The sequence below is a fragment of the Rathayibacter sp. AY1H3 genome (genome assembly GCF_002932015.1).
Map to the genome: position 1 here is coordinate 19,149 of NZ_PSUU01000026.1, position 19,314 is coordinate 38,462.

Below are 19,314 nucleotides of genomic sequence, written 5' to 3' on the forward strand. Positions count from 1 at the left end.
TCGATCAGCGCGCCAGCGCCGCCAGCTCCGCCCGGGTGCGGGCCCCGGCCTTGCGCAGCAGGTTCGACACGTGGAACTTCACGGTGTTGCCGCTGATGCCGAGGTCGTCCGCGATCCGCTGGTTCGAGGCGCCGAGCGTGATCAGGTTCAGCACCTCCCGCTCGCGGGCGCTGAGCTCGGCGAGGTCGAGCCCGTCGGGCTGCGCCGGCGGATCGAGGGGGAGGCGGATCGACAGGGTCGACCCCCAGCCCGCGGTCGACGCGACCGAGAGCTCCCCGTCGAGCCCGCGGACGCGCTCGGCGATCGGGCGCAGGGCGTCGTCGCGGGTCGTCAGCTCGCCCCGGCCGTCGTCGCGGATCTCGATGAGCAGGTTGAGCCCGTCGCAGTCCCACTGGATCCGCACCCGGCGCGTCTGCTCCGACTCCACGAAGGCCAGCACGGCGCTCCGCACGATCGCGCGGGCCGCGTGCGCCACTTCGCCGGGGAGGGCGCGCCCGGTGGCGGGCGGCTCGACGAACTGCACGTCGAGGTCGCCGAAGCGCACGAGCGGACGCAGGTCGCTCCGGAGTCGCGCGAACGCGCCCACGACGGGCTCCAGCATCGCGCTGCGCTGCTCGTCCGAGGCGGTGCGCAGCTCGACCAGGGCGTTCGCGGCGATGTCGATCGCGACGGTGCGGGCCGCACGGTCGTCGAGGCGCTCGGCGCGCAGGGCGGCGAGCACCGACTCCAGCGCCACCGCGTGCCGGTCGGCCTGCTCGGCCACCGTGCGGGCGTGCTGCTGCAGCAGGGTGCGGGAAGCGGGGGACTCGGCGGGATCCATCCCCCGAACCTACCCGTCCTACCCGCGAGCGGCATCGCCCACCCGATCGGGTAGGCGGACCTCCTCGATCAGGTGGCGCGCGGATCCGGTCGCCGGGCGCACTGTGGATCCATGCCCGCTGACGACCGCACCACCGACCCCGCAGAGGCGCTCGCCGTGATCGCCGCCGAGGTGTCCGCCGCGACCGCCTCGCTGCCGACCGACCGCCTCGAGCCCGTCCTCGAGCTGCTCGCCGGCGCCGATCGCGTCTTCGTCCACGGCGCCGGCCGCTCCGGCCTCGCCCTGCGGATGACCGCCATGCGCCTCATGCACCTCGGACTCGTCGTGCACGTGGTCGGCGACGTGACGACCCCGGCGATCCGCAGCGGCGACGTGCTGCTCACCGCGAGCGGCTCCGGCACCACCGGGGGCATCGTCCGCGCCGCGCAGGCCGCCGTCGACGCCGGAGCGCGGGTCGCGGCGATCACGACCGCCGCCGACTCCCCGCTGGCCGGGCTCGCCTCCGCCGTGGTGGTCGTGCCCGCCGCCGACAAGCTCGACCGCTCCGGCGCCGCCTCGGCGCAGTACTCCGGCGGGCTCTTCGAGCAGGTCGTCGTGCTCACCGGCGACGCCCTGTTCCACGCGCTCTGGCAGCGCCGCGGCGACAGCGCCGACGAGCTCTGGCCGCGCCACGCGAACCTCGAATGACCCGACTCCCCACCTCGACAGGAAGAAGAACCCCGTGAAGCTCCAGTTCGCCATGGACACCCTCAGCACCGACGCCGCCCTCGAGCTCGCCGCTGCCGCCGCCCCGCACGTCGACATCCTCGAGCTGGGCACCCCGCTCATCAAGAGCGCCGGCCTCTCCGCCATCACCGCCATCAAGGAGGCGCACCCCGACAAGACGGTCTTCGCCGACCTCAAGACGATGGACGCGGGCGAGCTCGAGGCCGACATGGCCTTCGCGGCCGGCGCCGACCTCGTGACGGTCCTCGGCGTCGCCGGCGACAGCACCATCGCCGGCGCGATCGCCGCCGGGAGGAAGCACGGCAAGGGCGTCGTCGTCGACCTCATCGGCGTGCCCGACAAGGCCGCCCGCGCCCGCGAGGTCGTCGCCCTCGGCGCCGAGTTCGTCGAGATGCACGCCGGTCTGGACGAGCAGGCGGAGGAGGGCTTCACCTTCGAGACCCTGCTGCGCGACGGCGAGTCCTCCGGCGTGCCGTTCTCGGTCGCGGGCGGCGTGAGCACCGCCACCATCGAGTCGGTGCAGCGCGCCGGCGCCCTCGTGGCCGTCGCGGGCGGGGCCATCTACGGCGCCCCGGACGTCGGCGAGGCCGCCGCGGCCCTCCGCGCCGCCATCGTCTGACCCGTCGGCGCCGCCGCCCCCGAGGCCCGCTGATCCGGGTCGCGAGGGCGGCGGCGCCCGCGTTCCGCGCGGGAGGCGGCAGCGCATCCCCGCCGGACGCCCGGCCCCTCTCGACTCGCCGACGGCGCGGTCCTACAGTGGCTGCGACGACCCTCGACTCCCGCCGCGGGACCGACGGCGCCGTCGCGAGCGGAGGGAAGCCGTGTCCTCGACCGCCCCCGTGCCCGGAGCCGACGCCGACACCTCGACGAAGCTCCGCGACTTCCACCAGATCCTCCTCAACACCGCCGTCGCGAACGTGACGACGAGCTTCCTCTGGTTCGCGCTCACGTTCTGGGTGTACCTCGAGACGCGCTCCGTCCTGGCGACCGGGATCATCGGCGGCGCCTACATGCTGCTCGTCGCGGTCTTCGCGATGGCCTTCGGCACGATCGTGGACCGGCACCGCAAGTTCCGCGTCATGGTGTTCGCCGGCGCGGTCACGCTGGTGTCCTTCGGCGTCGCGGGCGGTCTCTTCCTCGCGCTGCCCGAGGCGGCGCTCCTGGACTTCCGCGCCCCCTGGTTCTGGGTGTTCTCGGGCACGATCCTCTTCGGCGCCGTCATCGAGAACATGCGCAACATCGCCCTGTCCACGACGGTGACCCTGCTGGTCCCGGTGGAGGGGCACGCCCGCGCGAACGGCCTCGTCGGCACGGTCCAGGGCCTCGCCTTCGTGGTGACGAGCGTCTTCAGCGGGCTCGCCATCGGCCTGCTCGGCATGGGGTGGACGCTGGTGATCGCGATCGGCCTCTCCGCCGCCGCGCTCCTGCACCTCCTCTTCCTGCGCATCCCGGAGGACCGGCCCGCGCCGACGGGGGAGAGGGCGCCGCTGATCGATCTCCGCGGCAGCATCACCGCGGTGCGGGCGGCGACCGGGCTGTTCGCGCTCATCGTCTTCTCGACGTTCAACAACCTGATCGGCGGCGTCTACATGGCGCTGATGGACCCGTACGGCCTCGAGCTGTTCCCGGTCGAGCTGTGGGGCGTGGTGCTCGGAGTGACGGCGACCGGTTTCGTCATCGGCGGTCTGCTCGTCGCGAGGTTCGGTCTCGGGAGGAACCCGATCCGGACGATGCTGCTGCTCGTGATGGCGATGGGCCTGATCGGCGCGGTCTTCACCCTCCGCGACTGGTGGTGGCTCTACGCCGGCGGCATCTGGATCTACATGACCCTGATCCCGGCGGTCGAGGCCGCCGAGCAGACGGTGATCCAGAAGGTCGTCCCCTTCGAGACCCAGGGGCGCGTCTTCGGCTTCGCGGCGGCGTTCGAGTCGGCCGCCGCTCCGATCACGTCGTTCCTCATCGCCCCGATCGCCGAGTTCGCGCTCATCCCGTACATGGAGTCGCCGGCCGGGCGCTCGGCGTTCGGCGGGCTGCTCGGCGACGGCATCGGCCGGGGGATCGCGCTGGTGTTCCTGGTCGGCGGAGTCGTCATGATCATCGCGGCCGGCGCGGCGATGCTCACCCGCTCCTACCGCGTCATGTCGGCGCAGTACCTGCGGGAGGCCGCGGCGAGCGGGGAGGCGGAGCCCGTCCGCACGGAGGCGCCGGAGACGCACCGGACCGCGCCGAGCACCGTCGAGCAGAACCGCTAGCGCCCGCAGACGCCGCCCGTCATGCGCCTCCGGGGGGTCCGGCGGACCGGACGGCGCGGACACGAGGGGGACGTGCCGGACGCCCCCTCCCCAGGGTGCGGCGTCCGGCACGTCGGCTGCGACCACCCGGTCGAGGGGCCCTCCTCGACTCCCGAGCGCTCCGCTGCCCCGCGCCTCCGGAGGGAGACATCGGGGCATGCGGCGCCGGCGGGGGGGAGGGCTCTGGTTCCCCGCCCCGCCGGCGCCGGCCGCCCGCGAGGGGCGGCGAGGATGCTCGTTCGGGCGTGCCTCGAGTGACGGCTACATGCCGTCACTGAGCATGGACTGCACCAGCTTCACGTGGCGCTCGAGGTTCAGCTGGCTGAACTCGCTGTTGTAGTTGAGGCCGTAGTTCAAGATGTGACCCGGGGTGCACTGGATTGTCGCGTCCGGTCCGTCCCAGGTGCGCAGCAGTGCCAGGGCCGAGTCCCAGCTGCTGTTCTCGCAGTTCGTGTTGAAGGTGGTCGACGTGCCCAAGCCCACGGTGTGCGAGATCTCGTGCATGGCGGTGCCCTCCACCATGTAGACGCGCTCCTTGCCGAAGCGGATCTGGCCGTAGATGTTCGCATCGGCCGTCGGGGTTCCGGGGCTGTACGAGACGGTCAGGGAGCGGGAGATGTTGCTGAGGCGGTTGTAGCGCGCCACGGCGCGGTCCATCGCGTCGGTGATGCGGGCGTAGGCGTCGGCCTCGTCCGCGGTCGGGCTCGCGACGCGGTTCAGCGTCCAGGTGATCTTCTGCACGGTCGGATCGGTCAGTGCCCAGCGCTGGGCCTTGGAGCCGGTGCAGGTCCACTGCTGAATGGGGGAGCCGTCGATCTGGCGGAAGTCCTTGTTGTCGAGGCAGAGGTCGCTGTGCCGATTGGCGATCTCGGCGTAGCCTCCGCCGACGGAGGTGATCCGCCACTGCTGGGCGGTGCTTCCGTTGCAGCTCCACTGCCGCACCTCCGAGCCCGGAGTGGTGCCGAAGTCGAAGTTGTCGAGGCAGAGGTTGCTGAAGGTGTTCTTGATCTCGGCGTAGCCGGTGCCGAGGTCGGTGACCTGCCAGCGCTGGTTGCTCCCCTCGGTGCAGCTCCACTGCCGCACCTCGGCTCCGGGCTGAGTGCCGAAGTCGAAGTCGTCGAGACACATGCTGCTGTGCTGGTTGCGGATCTCCTGCGCCGATCCGAGGCCGACCGGGGCGGTGGCTGCAGAGGCGGGCGAGCTGATGCCGAAGGTCGTGATGCCGACGACGGCCGCGATCAGGGCGCCGATCAGGCGCTTGGAGGGGTGGGACTTCGTTGTCCGGGACATGGGTGCCTTTCACAGACATCCGGCGTCCCCGAAGGGACGCGGATGAGGGTCGCAGGAAGGAGCCGTGTCCGAAGGGATCGGAGCACGGCAGAGGATGCGCCGGAGCGACCGGGATGGTGATCCGGTCGTCCCGCCGCGGGACGCGTCAGCGCCGACGCTCCGAGTGGGATGGGAAGCTGATCACGACCTGCATGTTGACGTGGACAACCATCGACCGGTCGCGGAGCCGGTGTCAAGTGCCGGTCTCGAGCGGATCCGGTCCGAGCCCCGCCGGGCGAGGGTGATCCGTCCACGCGGATCCCCGTGCTCGCAGGGAGAGAGCGCTCACACCCGCCGTCGCTGCGGCATCGCCCGGGAATCCGCCATTGTTACCGTTAACAAAAGTCGGTACGGTGTCACCTGAAGTGGGCAAGCGCGTCCTCGCGCCTCGCGTCCCACTCCGACCGGTTCGAAGGCGAACCTGAGAGGAACGTCGATGATGACGACAGCACCACCCTCCCGCCGCACCCTCCCGCCGCAGGCCCACGCCCGGCCCCGATGACTGTCGGCCCGGCCGACACCTTCCACGCGGTGACCGCGGTCGGCGCCCGCAGCGCGCGACGTCTCGTCCTCGCACCCACGTCGACCTCCGCCTCCCGATCACGGGTCGCCAGGCCCGCGTCCCGGGCCGCCTTCCGGCGATTCCCTCCCCGCCAGACGGACGCCGGACTCACCACTCCGCCGGCCGATCGCGCGGGCTCCGTCCTCCCCCTCCGACCCCTCACCTGAAGGACCCCCCATGTCACGAACCCCCCGGCAGGAGCGCACCCGGCGCTCACGCCTCCCCCGAGCGGGCGCCGCGCTGACGCTCGCCATCGCCTGCCTCGGCGGCGTACTCGGACCGATCGGCGCCGCCGGCGCCGCAGAGACCGTCCCCGCTCCCGCGCTGCAGTACTCGTTCGACGGCATCGGCGCGACGCTCGCCAATGGAGCCGTCGTCGCCGACTCCGCTCCGGGCAACCACCCCGGCACCCTGATCAACTCCGGCGCGACCAGCGTCGCGGGTCCCTCCGGCGCCTCCACCGACCGCGCTCTCTCGCTCCCGGGCGGATCGAGCACGTCGGCCGCGCCGCACGTCCGGATCGCCCCGGGCCTGATCCCCGCCGGCACGCAGGACGTCACGATGTCCGCCTGGCTGCGCTGGAGCGGTGCTCCGGACTGCACCTGGCCCTTCACGCTCGGCTCCAGCGTCGACTCCCACGTCCTCTCCACCACGAAGTGCGGACCGGCCGGCTTCGGCGCGATCAAGAGCGGCTCCGAGGTGCGGGCCGCAGGCAACACTCCGGTCGCCGCGAACCGCTGGGTGCACATGGCGGTCGTCGTCAAGGGCGGCCAGTCGGTCTCGACCTACTTCGACGGAGCTCTCGTCGGCCAGGGCAGCACGACCTTCACCGCCGCGTCCGCGATCGGCACGTCCACGTTCTCCGGCTTCCTCGGCAAATCGTTCTACGGCGCGGACGCCTACTGGGCCGGTGCCATCGACGACATGCAGGTCTGGACCTCCGCGCTCACCGCCGGCCAGGTGCAGCAGAGCGCCGCATCCGTGCACTCGGTTCTCGCGAACCAGGACGCCGCCGTCTCGCTCGGCGACACCTCGAACGTGACCTCGAACCTCGCCCTCCCCACGACCGGCGCCAACGGCTCCACGATCACCTGGACGTCGAGCGCCCCCGGCGTCGTCAGCACCAGCGGCGTCGTCACCCGGCCCGCCGCGGGCAGCCCGGACGCCACCGTCACGCTGACCCCGACCGCCGTCCACGGCGGCATCACCGTCGTCGGCCGTGCCACCACCGTGTTCGTCCCGGCGTACGCCGCCGGTGACAGCGCCGAGGCCGAGCTCGCCCGGGCCGTCGCCGACGGCATCAGCAACGATCCCGCTCTCGCCGGACCGGTGCGCGGCAGCCTGAACCTGCCCTCGACCGGAGCCGACGTCGCCGCCACCGCCGCGCGCGCGAACAGCTCCAGCGCCGTGGTCAGCTGGACCTCGTCGAACGAGGCCGTCATCACCTCCGCCGACAAGGGCACCGCGCCGAACGTCGTCGCGAAGGGCTCGCTCACGCGCCCGTCCGCCGACACCACCGTCACCCTCACCGCGACGGTCACGGTGCCCGGCACCACGCCCCTCGTGCGGACGCTCACGCGCACCGTTCCGGCCGCGGCTCCCGTGGCCGCGAGCGACCTCGACGCGTACCTGTTCGCGTACTTCACCGGCGACAGCATCGAGGGCGAGAAGATCCGCTTCGCGACCTCCGACGGCAACGACTCGCTCACGTGGAAGACCCTGAACGACGCCCAGCCGATCCTCACCTCCACCATGGGCACGAAGGGGCTGCGCGACCCGTTCGTCTTCCGCTCGAAGGAGGGCGACCGCTTCTTCCTGATGGCCACCGACCTCTCCGTCGGCACCACCGGCTTCGGCGGATCGACCAACCGCGGCAGCCGCTACCTCGAGATCTGGGAGTCCACGGACCTCGTCAACTGGGGCCAGCAGCGCCACGTCGAGGTCAACCTGCCCAACGCGGGCATGACCTGGGCACCGGAGGCCACCTACGACCCCACCATCGACGCCTACGTCGTCTACTGGACCTCGGCCCTCTTCACCGACAGCACGCGCAACGTCGAGGACGGCAACGGACCGCAGATCCTCACGTCCACCACCCGCGACTTCCGCGACTTCACCACCCCCGAGGTCTGGTTCAAGGCCGCTGACGTCCCCTCGCTCAACAAGAGCAACGGACTGATCGACGCCACGATGCTCAAGGACGGCGACACCTACTACCGCTTCACGAAGGCGACCCAGACCAGCGGCTGCCCCTCGCCCGACATCATCGGACAGAAGTCGACGAACCTCCGCGCCACCACCGCCTCCGGTGCGTGGAGCCTCATCGACACCTGCATCGGCCGCACCGCCGGAACGCCGGAGGTCGAGGGTCCCGAGATCTTCAAGACCAACGAGGGCGACCGGGCGGGGTACAAGTACTTCCTCTGGACCGACAACTACGGCGGACGCGGCTACATCCCGCTCGGCACGAACTCGCTCGAGGGCGACATCCAGTGGACGATCCCCAGCAGCTTCTCGCTGCCGACGTCGCCCCGCCACGGATCCGTCGTCTCCATCACTGCGAAGGAGCGCGACGGGCTCGCCGCGAAGTGGAACCCGTCGCTCCTGGTGACCTCGATCGACGCCGTGGCGCGGACCGTTCAGGCCGGATCGACCACCGTCGACCTGCCCGCCACGGTGGGCGCGACGTTCAAGGACGGCCACCGTGAGACGGTCGCCGTGACGTGGGCGACCGCCGATCTCAGCTCGCTGAAGAAGGCGGGCGACACCGTGCAGGTGCGCGGACAGCTCGCCAACTCGGCAGCGACGCCGGCCATCGCCACCATCACCGCCACGGCTCCTCCCGGACCGTCGCTGACGGCCTCGGCCGCGAGCCGCTGCGTCGCCGGCAAGGTGACGGTCACCGCGACCGGCACCAACACGAGCGGCTCCACGGTCGAGATGACCGTCGGCTCGCAGTGGGGGAGCAGGACCTTCGCCGGGGTCGCTCCCGGCAAGTCCGTGTCCGCCGCCTTCACCACCCGGGCGACCTCGGTCACCGCGGGCGAGGTGAGCGTCGCCTCGAAGGACGCGAACGGCACCAGGACGGCCACCGCGCCGTACTCGGCGCTCACCTGCCGCTAGGCCGGTGACAGGGGAGGAGCGGCGTCCAGCCGCCCCTCCCCTGACCTCCTCCGTTCCGGGGCCTCCGGCCACCGGAGCAGGGGAGCATGGACCCTGGGTCCGTGCTCCCCGCATCCACCTCTCCCACGGAAGTAGACGAACAATGCGGTTCCGACGCACGACGGCCCTCCTGGTCGCCGCGAGCCTGACAGCGGGAGGGGCTGCGCTCGGCGCGGCACCCGCACAGGCCGCGGTGCCCAGCCCGGTCCTCTCCTACGACTTCTCCTCGTCCGCCGCCGTCGGCTCCGCCGTGGGCGCGGGCACGACCCTGACCGACTCCGCTGCCGGCCGCTCCGCCACCGTGCGCGGGACCGGAGCGACGACCGTCGCCGGTCCGCGCGGCGGCACCGACCGCGCACTCCGCCTCCCCGGCGGCGCCGCAGGCAGCTCCGCCGCCTACGCCGAGATCGCGCCGGGACTGACCACGGCGGCCACCACCGACGTGACCATGTCGGCCTGGCTGCGCTGGGAGGGGAACCAGAACTGCAGCTGGGCGTACGCGCTCGGGCAGTCGACCGAGCGGTACCTCTTCACCACGCCCCAGTGCGGAAGCAGCCTGATCGGTGCCGTGAAGAACGGCTCGGAGCAGCGCGCGGCCGACTCCGGTCCCGCCGCCACCGGCCGCTGGAGCCACGTCGCCGTGGTCCTGCGCAGCGGCGTCAGCGTCTCGACCTACGTCGACGGCCGGCTCGCCCAGACCACCCCGACCTCCGCGACCGGAGCGGCGACTGTCGGCACCTCCGCCTTCTCCGGCCTCCTCGGCAAGTCGTTCTACGGCCCCGACCCTCTCTTCGCCGGGGCGATGGACGACGTGCACGTCTACTCCTCCGCACTGACCCAGGACCAGGTGCGCGAGGACGCGGCTCCGGCCGCTGCCGCGATCGCTGCATCGGACGCCGCCGCGGCGACCATCGCCGTGACCGGACCCGTCACCAGCGACCTCTCCCTCCCGACCCGCGGCGCGGGCGGCTCCGTCCTCACCTGGGCGAGCAGCGACCCCGCGGTGATCGGCACCGACGGCTCCGTGCGCCGCCCGGCACCCGGCTCGGCGAACGCCACCGTGACCCTGACCCCGACCGCGACGTTCGCCGGATCCGCCGCCACCGGCACCGCGCGAACCGTCACCGTCGCCGCCGACACCGAGGCCGACGCCACGGCGCGCCTGCGCACCGCCCTCGTCGTCCCGCCGACCGTCGCCTCCGGAACCGCTCTTCCCACGGTCGCCGGCTACACCGTGTCGTGGAGCGCGGACGGTGCCGGCCTGTCCGGCAGCCGCCTCGTGAACGACTCGGCGACCGACCGGGCACTCGCGCTCACCGCCTCCGTGAAGGTCGGCGCCACCACGCTGACGAAGACCTTCCGCACCACCGTCCTCAGCGCCTCCACGGCGAAGACCGTGGTGTCGTACACCCGGACGCCGACCGGCGAGGACAAGGCGAACCAGGACACGATCGCCCGCGGCCTCCACCTGGCACTCGGCTCGTCCGTCGCCGACGCGGCACCGCTCTCGGGCAACTCGGGAGTCCTCTTCGCCGACGGGGTCTTCCTCGGAACCGACAAGGCCGACAACCGCGGCCTCGCGAACCCCTCGCTGTTCACCTTCGCCGACGGCACCGTCGGCGTGATCGCCACGCGCGTCCTGCAGTCGGGCGCGTCCGACGGCACCGGGGACTCGAGCGCTCTGATCTTCAAGGCCACGGACGCCACCGCGTCCGACTTCACCGAGCTCGGCCTCATCGACCTCGGCACCACCGGCGGCGTCGTCGCGCCGAAGGCCGTCTACGACACGGACCAGAACCGCTACCTCGTCTCCTGGACGGACTCCTCCGGGGCGGCGAAGTACACGACCGTCACGGACCTCGCCCGCACCGAGCTCCGCGCGCAGGCGTTCTGGCCGAAGGACGGCGGCCGTCGCAGCGTCGTCGTGACCGACGGGAACCGCGGTGCGGTCCTCGGTGGAAGCCCCGCCACCGTCGCCGCTCCCGACCTCTCCGGAGTCCCGGGCCGCGTCGCCGACGCTCTGCCGGGCGGCGCGCTGACCGTCTCCGGCTCCGTCGCCGACTCGCTCGTGAAGAGGTTCGGCCGCACGGTCAACACCGGATCCTCGGTCGCACCGCAGACGATCGATCAGGGCGACACCTCCGCCCTGTCCGGAGTGAAGGCGCAGCTCTCCTACAACGACGGCTCGACCGGCAGCCTCGGCATCGACTGGAACCAGCAGCAGCTCGCCGACCTCGCCGCGAAGGGCCCGGGAACGTACGACCTCTCCGGGACCGTCCGCCAGCGGCAGTACAACGAGCCGTTCGCCTACAACCGCGCGGATCCGACGATCTACCGCTACGAGCGCAACGGGAAGACGCAGTACCTCTTCACCGCCACGGACGACACGAACAACAACAACGTCGCCTCGCAGCACCTGCCGATCCGGGTCGCCGACAGCATCGACCAGCTCAGCGACGACAACGGCGGACGGGCCCGTGAGGTGGACCTCCTCAACCGCACCACGCGGATGGACCGCACCGCCGAGGGCAAGGTGATCGCGGGCTGCTACTGGGCCCCCGAGATCCACGAGATCGGCGGCAAGCTCTCCATCCTGTTCGCCCCGTGCTTCAACCCGGACAACGACCAGTCGAACCAGAACGGTCAGTGGTTCACGGTGCAGGCGCACATCATGCAGCTGCGCGACGGCGGAGACCCCGCGAACCCCTCCGACTGGAGCGCGCCGCGCGCCGTCGTGAAGAGCGACGGGAGCGCCCTCGGACGCCCCGGCACGGGACGCAACATCAGCCTCGACATGACCTACTTCGAGTCCGGTGGAACTGCGTACTACGCCTGGTCCCAGCGCTACGTCGACAACGGAGTGAGCGACCCGGCGACCTGGATCGCCAAGGTCGATCCCGCGAACCCCACCCGCGTCATCGGCGAGCCGACCCCGATCATCGTGCCCTCGCTGACGTTCGAGGACCACCTGTCCGAGGGAGCGTTCGCGATCCAGCGCGACGGGAGGATCACGCTCGTCTACTCCAGCAGCGGCGTCAGCCCGAAGTACATCGTGGGCGGCGCCTGGGCGAAGGAGGGCAGTGACCTGACCGACATCGCGAGCTGGACCAAGTACGACGCCCCGCTCCTGCAGAGCGTCCCCATGCCCAACGGCGTCCTCGACTACCGCACCTACGAGCAGGGTCCCGGCCACGGAGCCGTCACCCAGGACGAGGACGGCAACGACGTGTACGTCTACCACACCTGGGGCAACGGAGTCGGGGGTGACGGCCGCGACACCCGTCTCGCCCGCATCCACTACGCCGCCGACGGCCGGCCGGTCTTCGACCTGACGCCGACGGAGGAGGTCGCACCCGCGAACCGGACTGTGACCGCCAAGGTCACCGTCACGTCGCCCCTGACCGTGACCGCCACGGCGTCGACCCGCTGCGTCAGCGGGAAGGTCGTCCTGACCACTGTGGTCAAGAACGACAGCCGCTCGATCATGGACATCACGACGGTCACCGCCTTCGGCTCGAAGAGCGTGACCGGAGTCGCTCCGGGATCGTCCGCGTCGAGCGCCGTCACCACCCGAGCGGTCTCGATCCCCGCGGGGTCGGTGGCCGCGACAGGAAAGGCCGTCGTCGACGGGAAGACGGTCAGCACGCAGACGAGCGTCGACTACCCGGCGCGCAGCTGCCGTTGAGAAGGCGGGGGAGCGGGCGCCACGATCGCCCGCTCCTCCGCTGTCCCGCCCCGACCGGCACTGCGCCCGACCTGCAGCGCCGCCACCTCTGGAGGACGACCGACGAGATGCACCACAGAGTGAGAACCAGGACCGTCCCGACCACCGGGCTCGTGCTGACGAAGGTCGTGCAGTCGCACCCCCTCACCGAGGAGAAGGACGACGGAGCGGCCGGGAGCGCAGCTGCCGTCGGAGGACACGACCTCCTGCTGATCAACGGCAACGCCCTCCCTCTCTCCTGAGCCCCCCTGCGCCGTACGGACGGGTCCTCGACCCTGATCGCCCGACGATCCCGCCGCGGCGGCATCACCACCGGCTGCGGACCGGGGCGGCGATCGGGCCGTATCCTGCTGTCCGGACCGATCGCTGATGTGCGAACCTCTCCTGAGCGGACTCCCGGACGCGCGCCGGCGGTGACCGGCCCAGCCCCTTCCTCCCGATGCAGCAGGAGACCGCCGTTCCCCAGGAGACACCCGTGATGCGCCTCGATCGATTCCTCGTGTCCCTGGCACGCTCTGCGCGGTGCACGAACCGCTGCGGAGCCTGCGGGCTCGACTGCAGCATCGACGTCTTCATCCTGATCGCGCTCGCGACCGGAGAGAACCGCGACGAGACCCGCCTGCGAGCAGTCCTCGACCTCCGCTCCGGCGACCGTGTCGAGGTCCTCGAGGTGCGCAAGCGGCTCCTCCGGCTCTCCCGCCGGGGCCTGGTGCTCCTGGAGAGAGGCAGGAGGACCGCACTGCAGCGCATCGAGCGCTTCTCGATCACGCGCGACGGCCGGGCCTTCCTGGCGTCCCACGCGAGAGCGCTGGACCTCCTCGCCGAGGAGATCCACGTCGCGCTGCTGTCCCGCTGACGAGCGGAGTGCCTGTGCGGGCGCACGCGGGACGTCTCCTGGTCGGCCGTCGTCGGACCGGTCGTGTCGGTGACGCTCCACGTGGCGCGACTTCGACATGGACGTCGCCTCCGGCTGCGTCCTGAGCGCTCCGGGGCAGCACGAGGCGTCGCCGACCATCCTGGGCGCCGCGTTCGCGACCGTGCTGCCGTGGCGCGACGCGATGGCGGCGCTCCTCGAGGATGCCGTCCCTGCTGCATCCTCAGCAGTGCGAGGCCGGCCTGGGGCTCGCCTCGACCCAGGAGCCGGGTCCGGGGACAGGCTTGTCCTGATCCTCGACCGCAGAAGGAAGAGTCTCGGTCCCGGTCGAGCTCCTCCGACCGGGATCCGCCTCGCGCCGGAAAGCGCCCTTCGTGCATCACCCCGTGCTGGAGAGCTGGATGATCTCGGAGATCACCGCGGCTCGAATGTCGTCCGGTATCCGATCGCCTCCGAGGGAGTGGTGCGACCACAGGCCGTCAGCCGCAAGGCAGGCGATGAACTGGCGGAGAGTGATCGGATCGGTCGCGGTCCCCTCTGCGGAGGGCGTCCACCTTCGGCGCACCTCCGCTACCGGCGCTCGGAGAGCGGTGTCGCTGCCCGTGGCCTGGAGGAGTCCGATCTGCATGTGCGTCGACGGCGTCAGGGCGACGGTGACGTAGGCACTCACGCGCTCCGTCAAGGTGGCCTCGTTCGCGGTCTTCCCCGCGACGTCGATCAGCTGGGCTTCCCAGCCGGCCGCGACGTGCTCCTGGAGAGCATGGGCGAGATCGGCTCGATCGGGGAAGTGGTACATCATTCCACCGCGTGTCAGCCCAGCCTCTTCGGCAGTCGCTTCGAGCGTGACGCGAACAGAACCTTCCCTCGCCGCGACACGGACCGCTGCGTCGAGGATCCGAGTCCGGTTGTTGGGTCGCGTCGCGCGAGGAGACGTCCGAGGAGAGGGCAGGACCCCCTCACCGCTGGGCGGGTTCGGTTCCATGTCGTGATCGATTCCGCCGCTCCCTCGGTCCGAGTGAGCGGCTAGGGATGGCGGGTGCTGAGGCGCCCGGAGGGTGTCGACGCGTCACCGCACGAGCGGGTGCGACAGCGTCGGCCGCCAGTCTGCCATCCTCTCCTGCCGACGTCGGAAGGTGAGGCCCGACCCCCTCGGTGTCGAACTGTCCTGACGACGGCGCTGGTGCCTCTTCGTCAACCTCATCTTCGTCGCCTTCGGCCTCGTCGGCGGGGCTCTCGTGCTCCGCGAGAGCAAGGCGGAAGGAGACAACCGCTACGACGTCTGGGGAACCGTCACCGTGACCCTGGGACTGGGCGCGATCGTCTACGGGTTCACCCGAGCCGAGCACGGATGGGGCGCGATCGACACCGTCGCCTTCCTCGCACTCGGCATCGTCCTGCTGACCGTCTTCGTGCTCATCGAACGCAAGGTCGACCAGCCGTTGCTGCCCCTGCGCGTCATCCTGCGTCGTGTGCGAGGCGGCGCGATCCTGATCCAGGCCGCCAATGGCGCCGTGATGATCGGGGCCATCCTCTATCTCGCGTTCTACTTCCAGATCGTGCTCGGAATGGGACCGCTGATGGCAGGACTCGCGAACCTCGCCATGACCGTCGCGATCATGGCGTTCTCGCCCGTCACCACGAAGATCCTCAACACGTTCGGCCCCCGACCCCTGATGATCGTCGGGCCGCTCGTCTCGGCAGCAGGGCTCTTCCTGCTCCTCGGCATCACCCCGGACGGGAACTACTTCCTCCAGGTCCTGCCCGCCCTGGTCGTGCTCGGAATCGGACTCTCCATGCTCTTCGTGCCCGTCCAGAACCTCGCCCTTCTCGGGGTCGAGAACGAGGACGCCGGAGTGGCCTCCGCCGTCGTCAACTCCGTCTTCCACATCGGCGGGTCCATCGGTCTCGCGGTGTTCACCGTGTTCTACGCGAGCACCGCGGACTCCGCCATCGCGTCCGGAACGGCCGAGCTCACCGCATTCACCGACGGCTACAAGGCCGTGTTCCTGGCCGCAGCAGTGACCATGGTCGCCGCCTCTCTCACCGGATTCCTCCTCATCCGAGGGAAGAAGGAAGACCTGAACCCCGCCTGGGACGAGGCGGAGGCCGCCCTCGTCCACTGAGACGATGCCGAAGGGGCGGGCCGGTTCGTGCAGCAGCGGCAGACCGGCTCGCCTCTTCCCGTCCGACTCACGACACCCCGTACGTCGCCGACCGACGACCTCCCCTCGATGGGGAGTCGTTCGTGGATCGCAACGGTCCGGTCGTCCGACGCGGCCGCGTCATCCGGTGGGTCTTCTCCCGCGATGCCGGCTGCACCGCCGAGATCATCGAGGGTCGCGACCCGGTCGCCCGGCACATCACCGCAGACCGGAACGACGACGCCCGGCCGCCCTCAGGTGAGAGGCGGCCGGGCGTCGTCGGTCGGAGGACCCGGTCAGGTCAGCCGCAGCGGAGCGCCGGGTAGGCGGCGCTCACGGGAGCGGAGGCGCTGCCGACGGTGGCGACCCCCTGGACGGTGCCGGCGGCGACCGAGGCGGCCCGCGTGGTCACGGCCAGCGAGGCGGTCCGGCCCGCATCGATCTGCTGCGTCTTCGCGCCCCACAGGGTGTTCCAGCGGAGGTCGGCGGTCGACGCGGCCTTGTTGACAGTGGTCAGCGTGACCACCACCTTGCCCGCGACGCAGCGAGCCGCTGCAGTGGCGGTGACGGGCACAGCCGGCGCCTTCACGGTGATCGTCGCCGTGACGGTGCGGTTGGCCGAGGCCACCTCCTGCTCCTTCGAGAGCGAGAGGTCGAGCCGGCCGCTCGCGCGGATGTTCACGCCCTTGAACCAGGTGTTGCGGTCCGAATCGAACAGGCCGCCCGCGTTCTGCGGGTCGGTCGCCGTGTGCGGGTCCGGGTAGGGGCGGGCGTGGTAGGCGAGGAGCAGGTTGCCCGACTCGTCCTCGACGAACGAGTTGTGCCCGGTGCCGGCCTGCTGGCGCGAGAAGTACTGCGTCTCGTCCGCGCCGAGGCGGCCCAGGTAGGTGTCCTCGGTGTCCAGCACGGGGAACGCGGTCTGCGTCCACGTCGCGGGGTTGAGGAGGTCGGCACTCGCGTCGGCCGTGAGCAGGCCGAGCGAGTAGTACTTGTCGACCGTTCCGCCCGAGTAGGTGAGGTACATGCGTCCTCCCTTGGACACGATGAACGGCGCCTCCACGACGCCCTGGTCGTTGCCCTCGGTGGTGTCGGACGGGGTCGGCGAGCGCTTGCCCGACTCCCACGGCTGGCTCTCGCCGTAGATGCGGGTGACCGCACCGGTCACCAGCGGGACGGTGCCCTTGGGCCCCATCGTCGCCTTGGCGAGGGAGAGCGTGTTGCCGTTGGGCAGGACCCAGTAGCCCTGGGTGGCGCCGTTCTCCTGGCGGTCGATGTAGCTGACGTCGAAGGCCGCGCCCTCGAGGACGACCGGCTCGCCCCACTTCGTCTGGTCGAGGAATCCGCCCTCGGCGATCGAGGCGTCGGTCCCGGTGTAGGGGATCAGGACGGTGTTGTCGCACCAGCCGCCCACAGGCGCGTAGCCCTTGTTCATGCCGGCGACGATCCACCAGGTGCCGTTGATCTTGTGGAACTCCTGCGCCCAGATGTATCCGCCCCAGCCGTAGAAGGTGTTCGGGTACTGGCTCTGGCGACCGGGCGTGCCGGCGTCGGGGTCGATCACGATCTGCTCGGGAGCGGAGTCGAGACCGGCGATGGTCTTCGAGCGCTTGAGGCCGATCTTGCGGTAGCTGGAGCTCTCCTCGATCGGGCCGAGCGAGTCCTGACCGTAGTGCGAGCCCGTGAGGTAGTAGTAGCCGTCGTCCTCGTTGAAGAAGACGTGCGGATCCGCGCGGGCCTCGTTGACCATCGCCTCGGGGTCCTGCTGGACGGAGCCGGTGACCCGGTAGGTCCCGGGACGCGAGGTGTCGACGGCGGTGGTCAGATCGTCCTGCCAGTCGACGTTGAGCGACTTGGTCGAGCCGTCGTTGTACTCCATCACGGCCTGCCCCGGGAGCGCTGCGGCGATCGCAGCGGATCCGGCGCCGGAGTCGACGGAGCCGCTGAGCGACTTCACACCGGTGTTCTTCAGGTCGACGTACTCGCGGTAGAACGTGCTGAACTCGGTCGAGGTCAGCGCCGTCTCGCCGGCCTGGCCCTGGGTGAACCCGGCGGGGAGACCCGAGCCCTGGACACCGGGGACGCGGGCGTCGGCGCGGGTGGTCGCTCCGGGAGCGGTGCCGGAGGCGAGGTCCGTGAACAGCGTCACGCGGCCCTCGGTGGTGAGCAGATCGGTCCAGAACAGCTTGTAGACGCCGAGGGCGGAGTCGAAGACGATCCGCGGGTCGGTCACGACCGAGCCCGGCGCGACCCGGAGGACGCGCTGGTCGCGGAACGTGCGGCCGTCGGCGGAGCTCCAGAGGTAGACGGAGTCCGTGGCGTTGTTCTGCGACGAGACCGCGCCGAGCGAGCCGTCCTTCGAGCGGAACAGCAGCGGCGAGCCCATCTGGGCGTTCGGGCGCTGCGCCTGATCGCCGTCCTTGAGGACGGAGAGGATCGACTGCGAGCGGTTCAGCGGCTCCCAGGTGGTCGCGCCGGCGGGCAGTGCGGCCGTGAAGAGCGAGTCCGCGCGACGGTCGTCGTTGTACGCCAGCGGGTCGTCCTTCACTCCGTTCGTCGTGGTGACGGTCTTGACGGAGGTGGCGATGCGCCCGCCGGGCACGGCGAGGGTGCTGTCCCACGCGTAGGTCTGCCCGGCGACGGCTGCCTGGAGGCGGACGGCGACGGGAGCGGTGAGGCCCGAGAGGTTCACGGCGCCGGTGGAGGAGACGCGCGCGGCGCCGGCGCCGGAGGCGGTCCACGTCACGGTGTTCCCGAGGACCTGCGCGGGCAGGTCGCCGAGCACGGTCGTGGGGACGTCGAGTGCGGCGCGCAGGTCGGTCGCCACGGTGCTGCTCGTCGCGCCCAGCTCGGCCCCGGTCAGGGCGCGGTCGTAGACGCGCAGATTGTCGAGGAGTCCGGTGAAGTACTCCCCGCCGCCCCAGTTGGCCTTGCCGATCTGCAGGACTCCGCCGGTCGATCCGAGGACCGTCGCGAGCGAGGGGCCGGCCGTCGTGACGGCGACGGGCTTCGCGTCGACGTAGAGGCGGGCGGTGCCGGCGCTCAGCACGAGATCGACGTGCTTCCACTCCGTGCTGCTCGGGCCGGTGAGGTTGCCCGAGGAGTCGCGGGCGCCGCTGTTGGCGTACCGCTCGACGGTGATGCCGTTCGTCCTGTCGAGGACGCCGACGTACTTCTCCTGGGCGTAGTCCTGGGTCGCGGCCGAGCGAGCGGCGAAGACCGACCAGCCGACGTTGTCCGCGGCGGCGGGCTTGGAGTCGTACGACAGGGTGACGGAGTCGCGACCCTTCAGCAGCGGCTGCCCGTCGGTCGCAGTGAGGTCGAGCCAGAACGAGGACGACAGCGAGACGGCGCTGCCCTGCCCGGTGCGGCCGGCGACGAGGGTCGGCGTGCCCTTCACGGCGGCGCGGGTCGACCTGTCCGTGAAGGCGCCTCCGCTCGGGGCGGTGTCGAAGGTGAAGTCCGCGAGCAGGCTCTGCGCGGGAGTGGTCGCCGCTGTCGCGGCGACGGCGACCGGCACGGCGGCGCCGGCGGCGAGGGCGATCGTCGCGGATGCGGCGAGGGTGGCGGCGAGCAGGCGCGAGGGCCTGCCTCCGCCCGGGGGTCGTGACGTCATCGTCGACGTGTCCTCTCGGGTTCTGCAGCGAACCGGTGGGCGGACGGGGGATCCCGCCTGCGGTGTGGTCTT

Annotated in this window: 12 protein-coding genes; 8 read left to right on the plus strand and 4 right to left on the minus strand. The window is 71.3% G+C overall.

All coding sequences use genetic code 11. The annotated features are described in order from the left end of the window. Positions 1 to 4 precede the first annotated feature (4 nt). On the minus strand, positions 5 to 820 hold the full coding sequence (locus C5C33_RS11240) for a response regulator transcription factor family protein (protein ID WP_104239653.1): 816 nt from the start codon (positions 818 to 820) through the stop codon (positions 5 to 7). Between the two features lie 111 nt (positions 821 to 931). Here C5C33_RS11240 and hxlB point away from each other — a divergent pair, with 111 nt between their 5' ends. The 3 genes from hxlB to C5C33_RS11255 all read left to right on the plus strand — a co-directional run bounded on the left by hxlB (position 932) and on the right by C5C33_RS11255 (position 3,798). Beyond that, complete coding sequence (gene hxlB / locus C5C33_RS11245) at positions 932 to 1,507, plus strand: 6-phospho-3-hexuloisomerase (protein ID WP_104261153.1); 576 nt, start codon at positions 932 to 934, stop codon at positions 1,505 to 1,507. 34 nt (positions 1,508 to 1,541) lie between these two features. Beyond that, complete coding sequence (gene hxlA / locus C5C33_RS11250) at positions 1,542 to 2,165, plus strand: 3-hexulose-6-phosphate synthase (protein WP_104224387.1); 624 nt, start codon at positions 1,542 to 1,544, stop codon at positions 2,163 to 2,165. A gap of 202 nt (positions 2,166 to 2,367) precedes the next feature. Further along, positions 2,368 to 3,798, plus strand: a complete 1,431-nt coding sequence (locus C5C33_RS11255; protein WP_104261154.1) for an MFS transporter — start codon at positions 2,368 to 2,370, stop codon at positions 3,796 to 3,798. A 300-nt stretch (positions 3,799 to 4,098) separates the two neighbouring features. On the opposite strand, the gene C5C33_RS11260 is transcribed toward C5C33_RS11255, so the two are convergent. Next, entirely contained in the window at positions 4,099 to 5,127 is a 1,029-nt protein-coding gene (locus tag C5C33_RS11260; protein WP_104226029.1) for an RICIN domain-containing protein, read from the minus strand. Positions 5,128 to 5,905: 778 nt separating this feature from the next. Here C5C33_RS11260 and C5C33_RS11265 point away from each other — a divergent pair. The 4 genes from C5C33_RS11265 (at position 5,906) to C5C33_RS11275 (ending at position 13,470) form a co-directional block, all read left to right on the plus strand. Next, a complete protein-coding gene (locus tag C5C33_RS11265; RefSeq protein ID WP_104224390.1) occupies positions 5,906 to 8,851 on the plus strand; it encodes an immunoglobulin-like domain-containing protein in 2,946 nt (981 codons plus the stop codon). A 142-nt stretch (positions 8,852 to 8,993) separates the two neighbouring features. Continuing rightward, the gene (locus C5C33_RS11270) at positions 8,994 to 12,575 is read left to right on the plus strand and encodes a LamG-like jellyroll fold domain-containing protein (RefSeq protein WP_104261155.1); all 3,582 of its coding nucleotides are present in this window, start codon (positions 8,994 to 8,996) and stop codon (positions 12,573 to 12,575) included. A gap of 119 nt (positions 12,576 to 12,694) precedes the next feature. Beyond that, entirely contained in the window at positions 12,695 to 12,856 is a 162-nt protein-coding gene (locus C5C33_RS18550; protein ID WP_181027229.1) for a hypothetical protein, read from the plus strand. 233 nt (positions 12,857 to 13,089) lie between these two features. Continuing rightward, a complete protein-coding gene (locus tag C5C33_RS11275) occupies positions 13,090 to 13,470 on the plus strand; it encodes a hypothetical protein (protein ID WP_104249689.1) in 381 nt (126 codons plus the stop codon). Between the two features lie 397 nt (positions 13,471 to 13,867). On the opposite strand, the gene C5C33_RS11280 is transcribed toward C5C33_RS11275, so the two are convergent. Further along, positions 13,868 to 14,470 carry a TetR/AcrR family transcriptional regulator gene (locus C5C33_RS11280; RefSeq protein ID WP_104261156.1) on the minus strand — a complete coding sequence of 201 codons (603 nt, stop codon included), beginning with the start codon at positions 14,468 to 14,470 and terminating at the stop codon, positions 13,868 to 13,870. Positions 14,471 to 14,723: 253 nt separating this feature from the next. On the opposite strand from C5C33_RS11280, the gene C5C33_RS11285 reads away from it, so the two are divergent. Then, the gene (locus C5C33_RS11285) at positions 14,724 to 15,611 is read left to right on the plus strand and encodes an MFS transporter (RefSeq protein ID WP_374953594.1); all 888 of its coding nucleotides are present in this window, start codon (positions 14,724 to 14,726) and stop codon (positions 15,609 to 15,611) included. Between the two features lie 319 nt (positions 15,612 to 15,930). Here C5C33_RS11285 and C5C33_RS11295 read toward each other — a convergent pair whose 3' ends face one another. Beyond that, positions 15,931 to 19,242, minus strand: a complete 3,312-nt coding sequence (locus C5C33_RS11295) for a family 43 glycosylhydrolase (protein ID WP_104261158.1) — start codon at positions 19,240 to 19,242, stop codon at positions 15,931 to 15,933. Positions 19,243 to 19,314 lie beyond the last annotated feature (72 nt).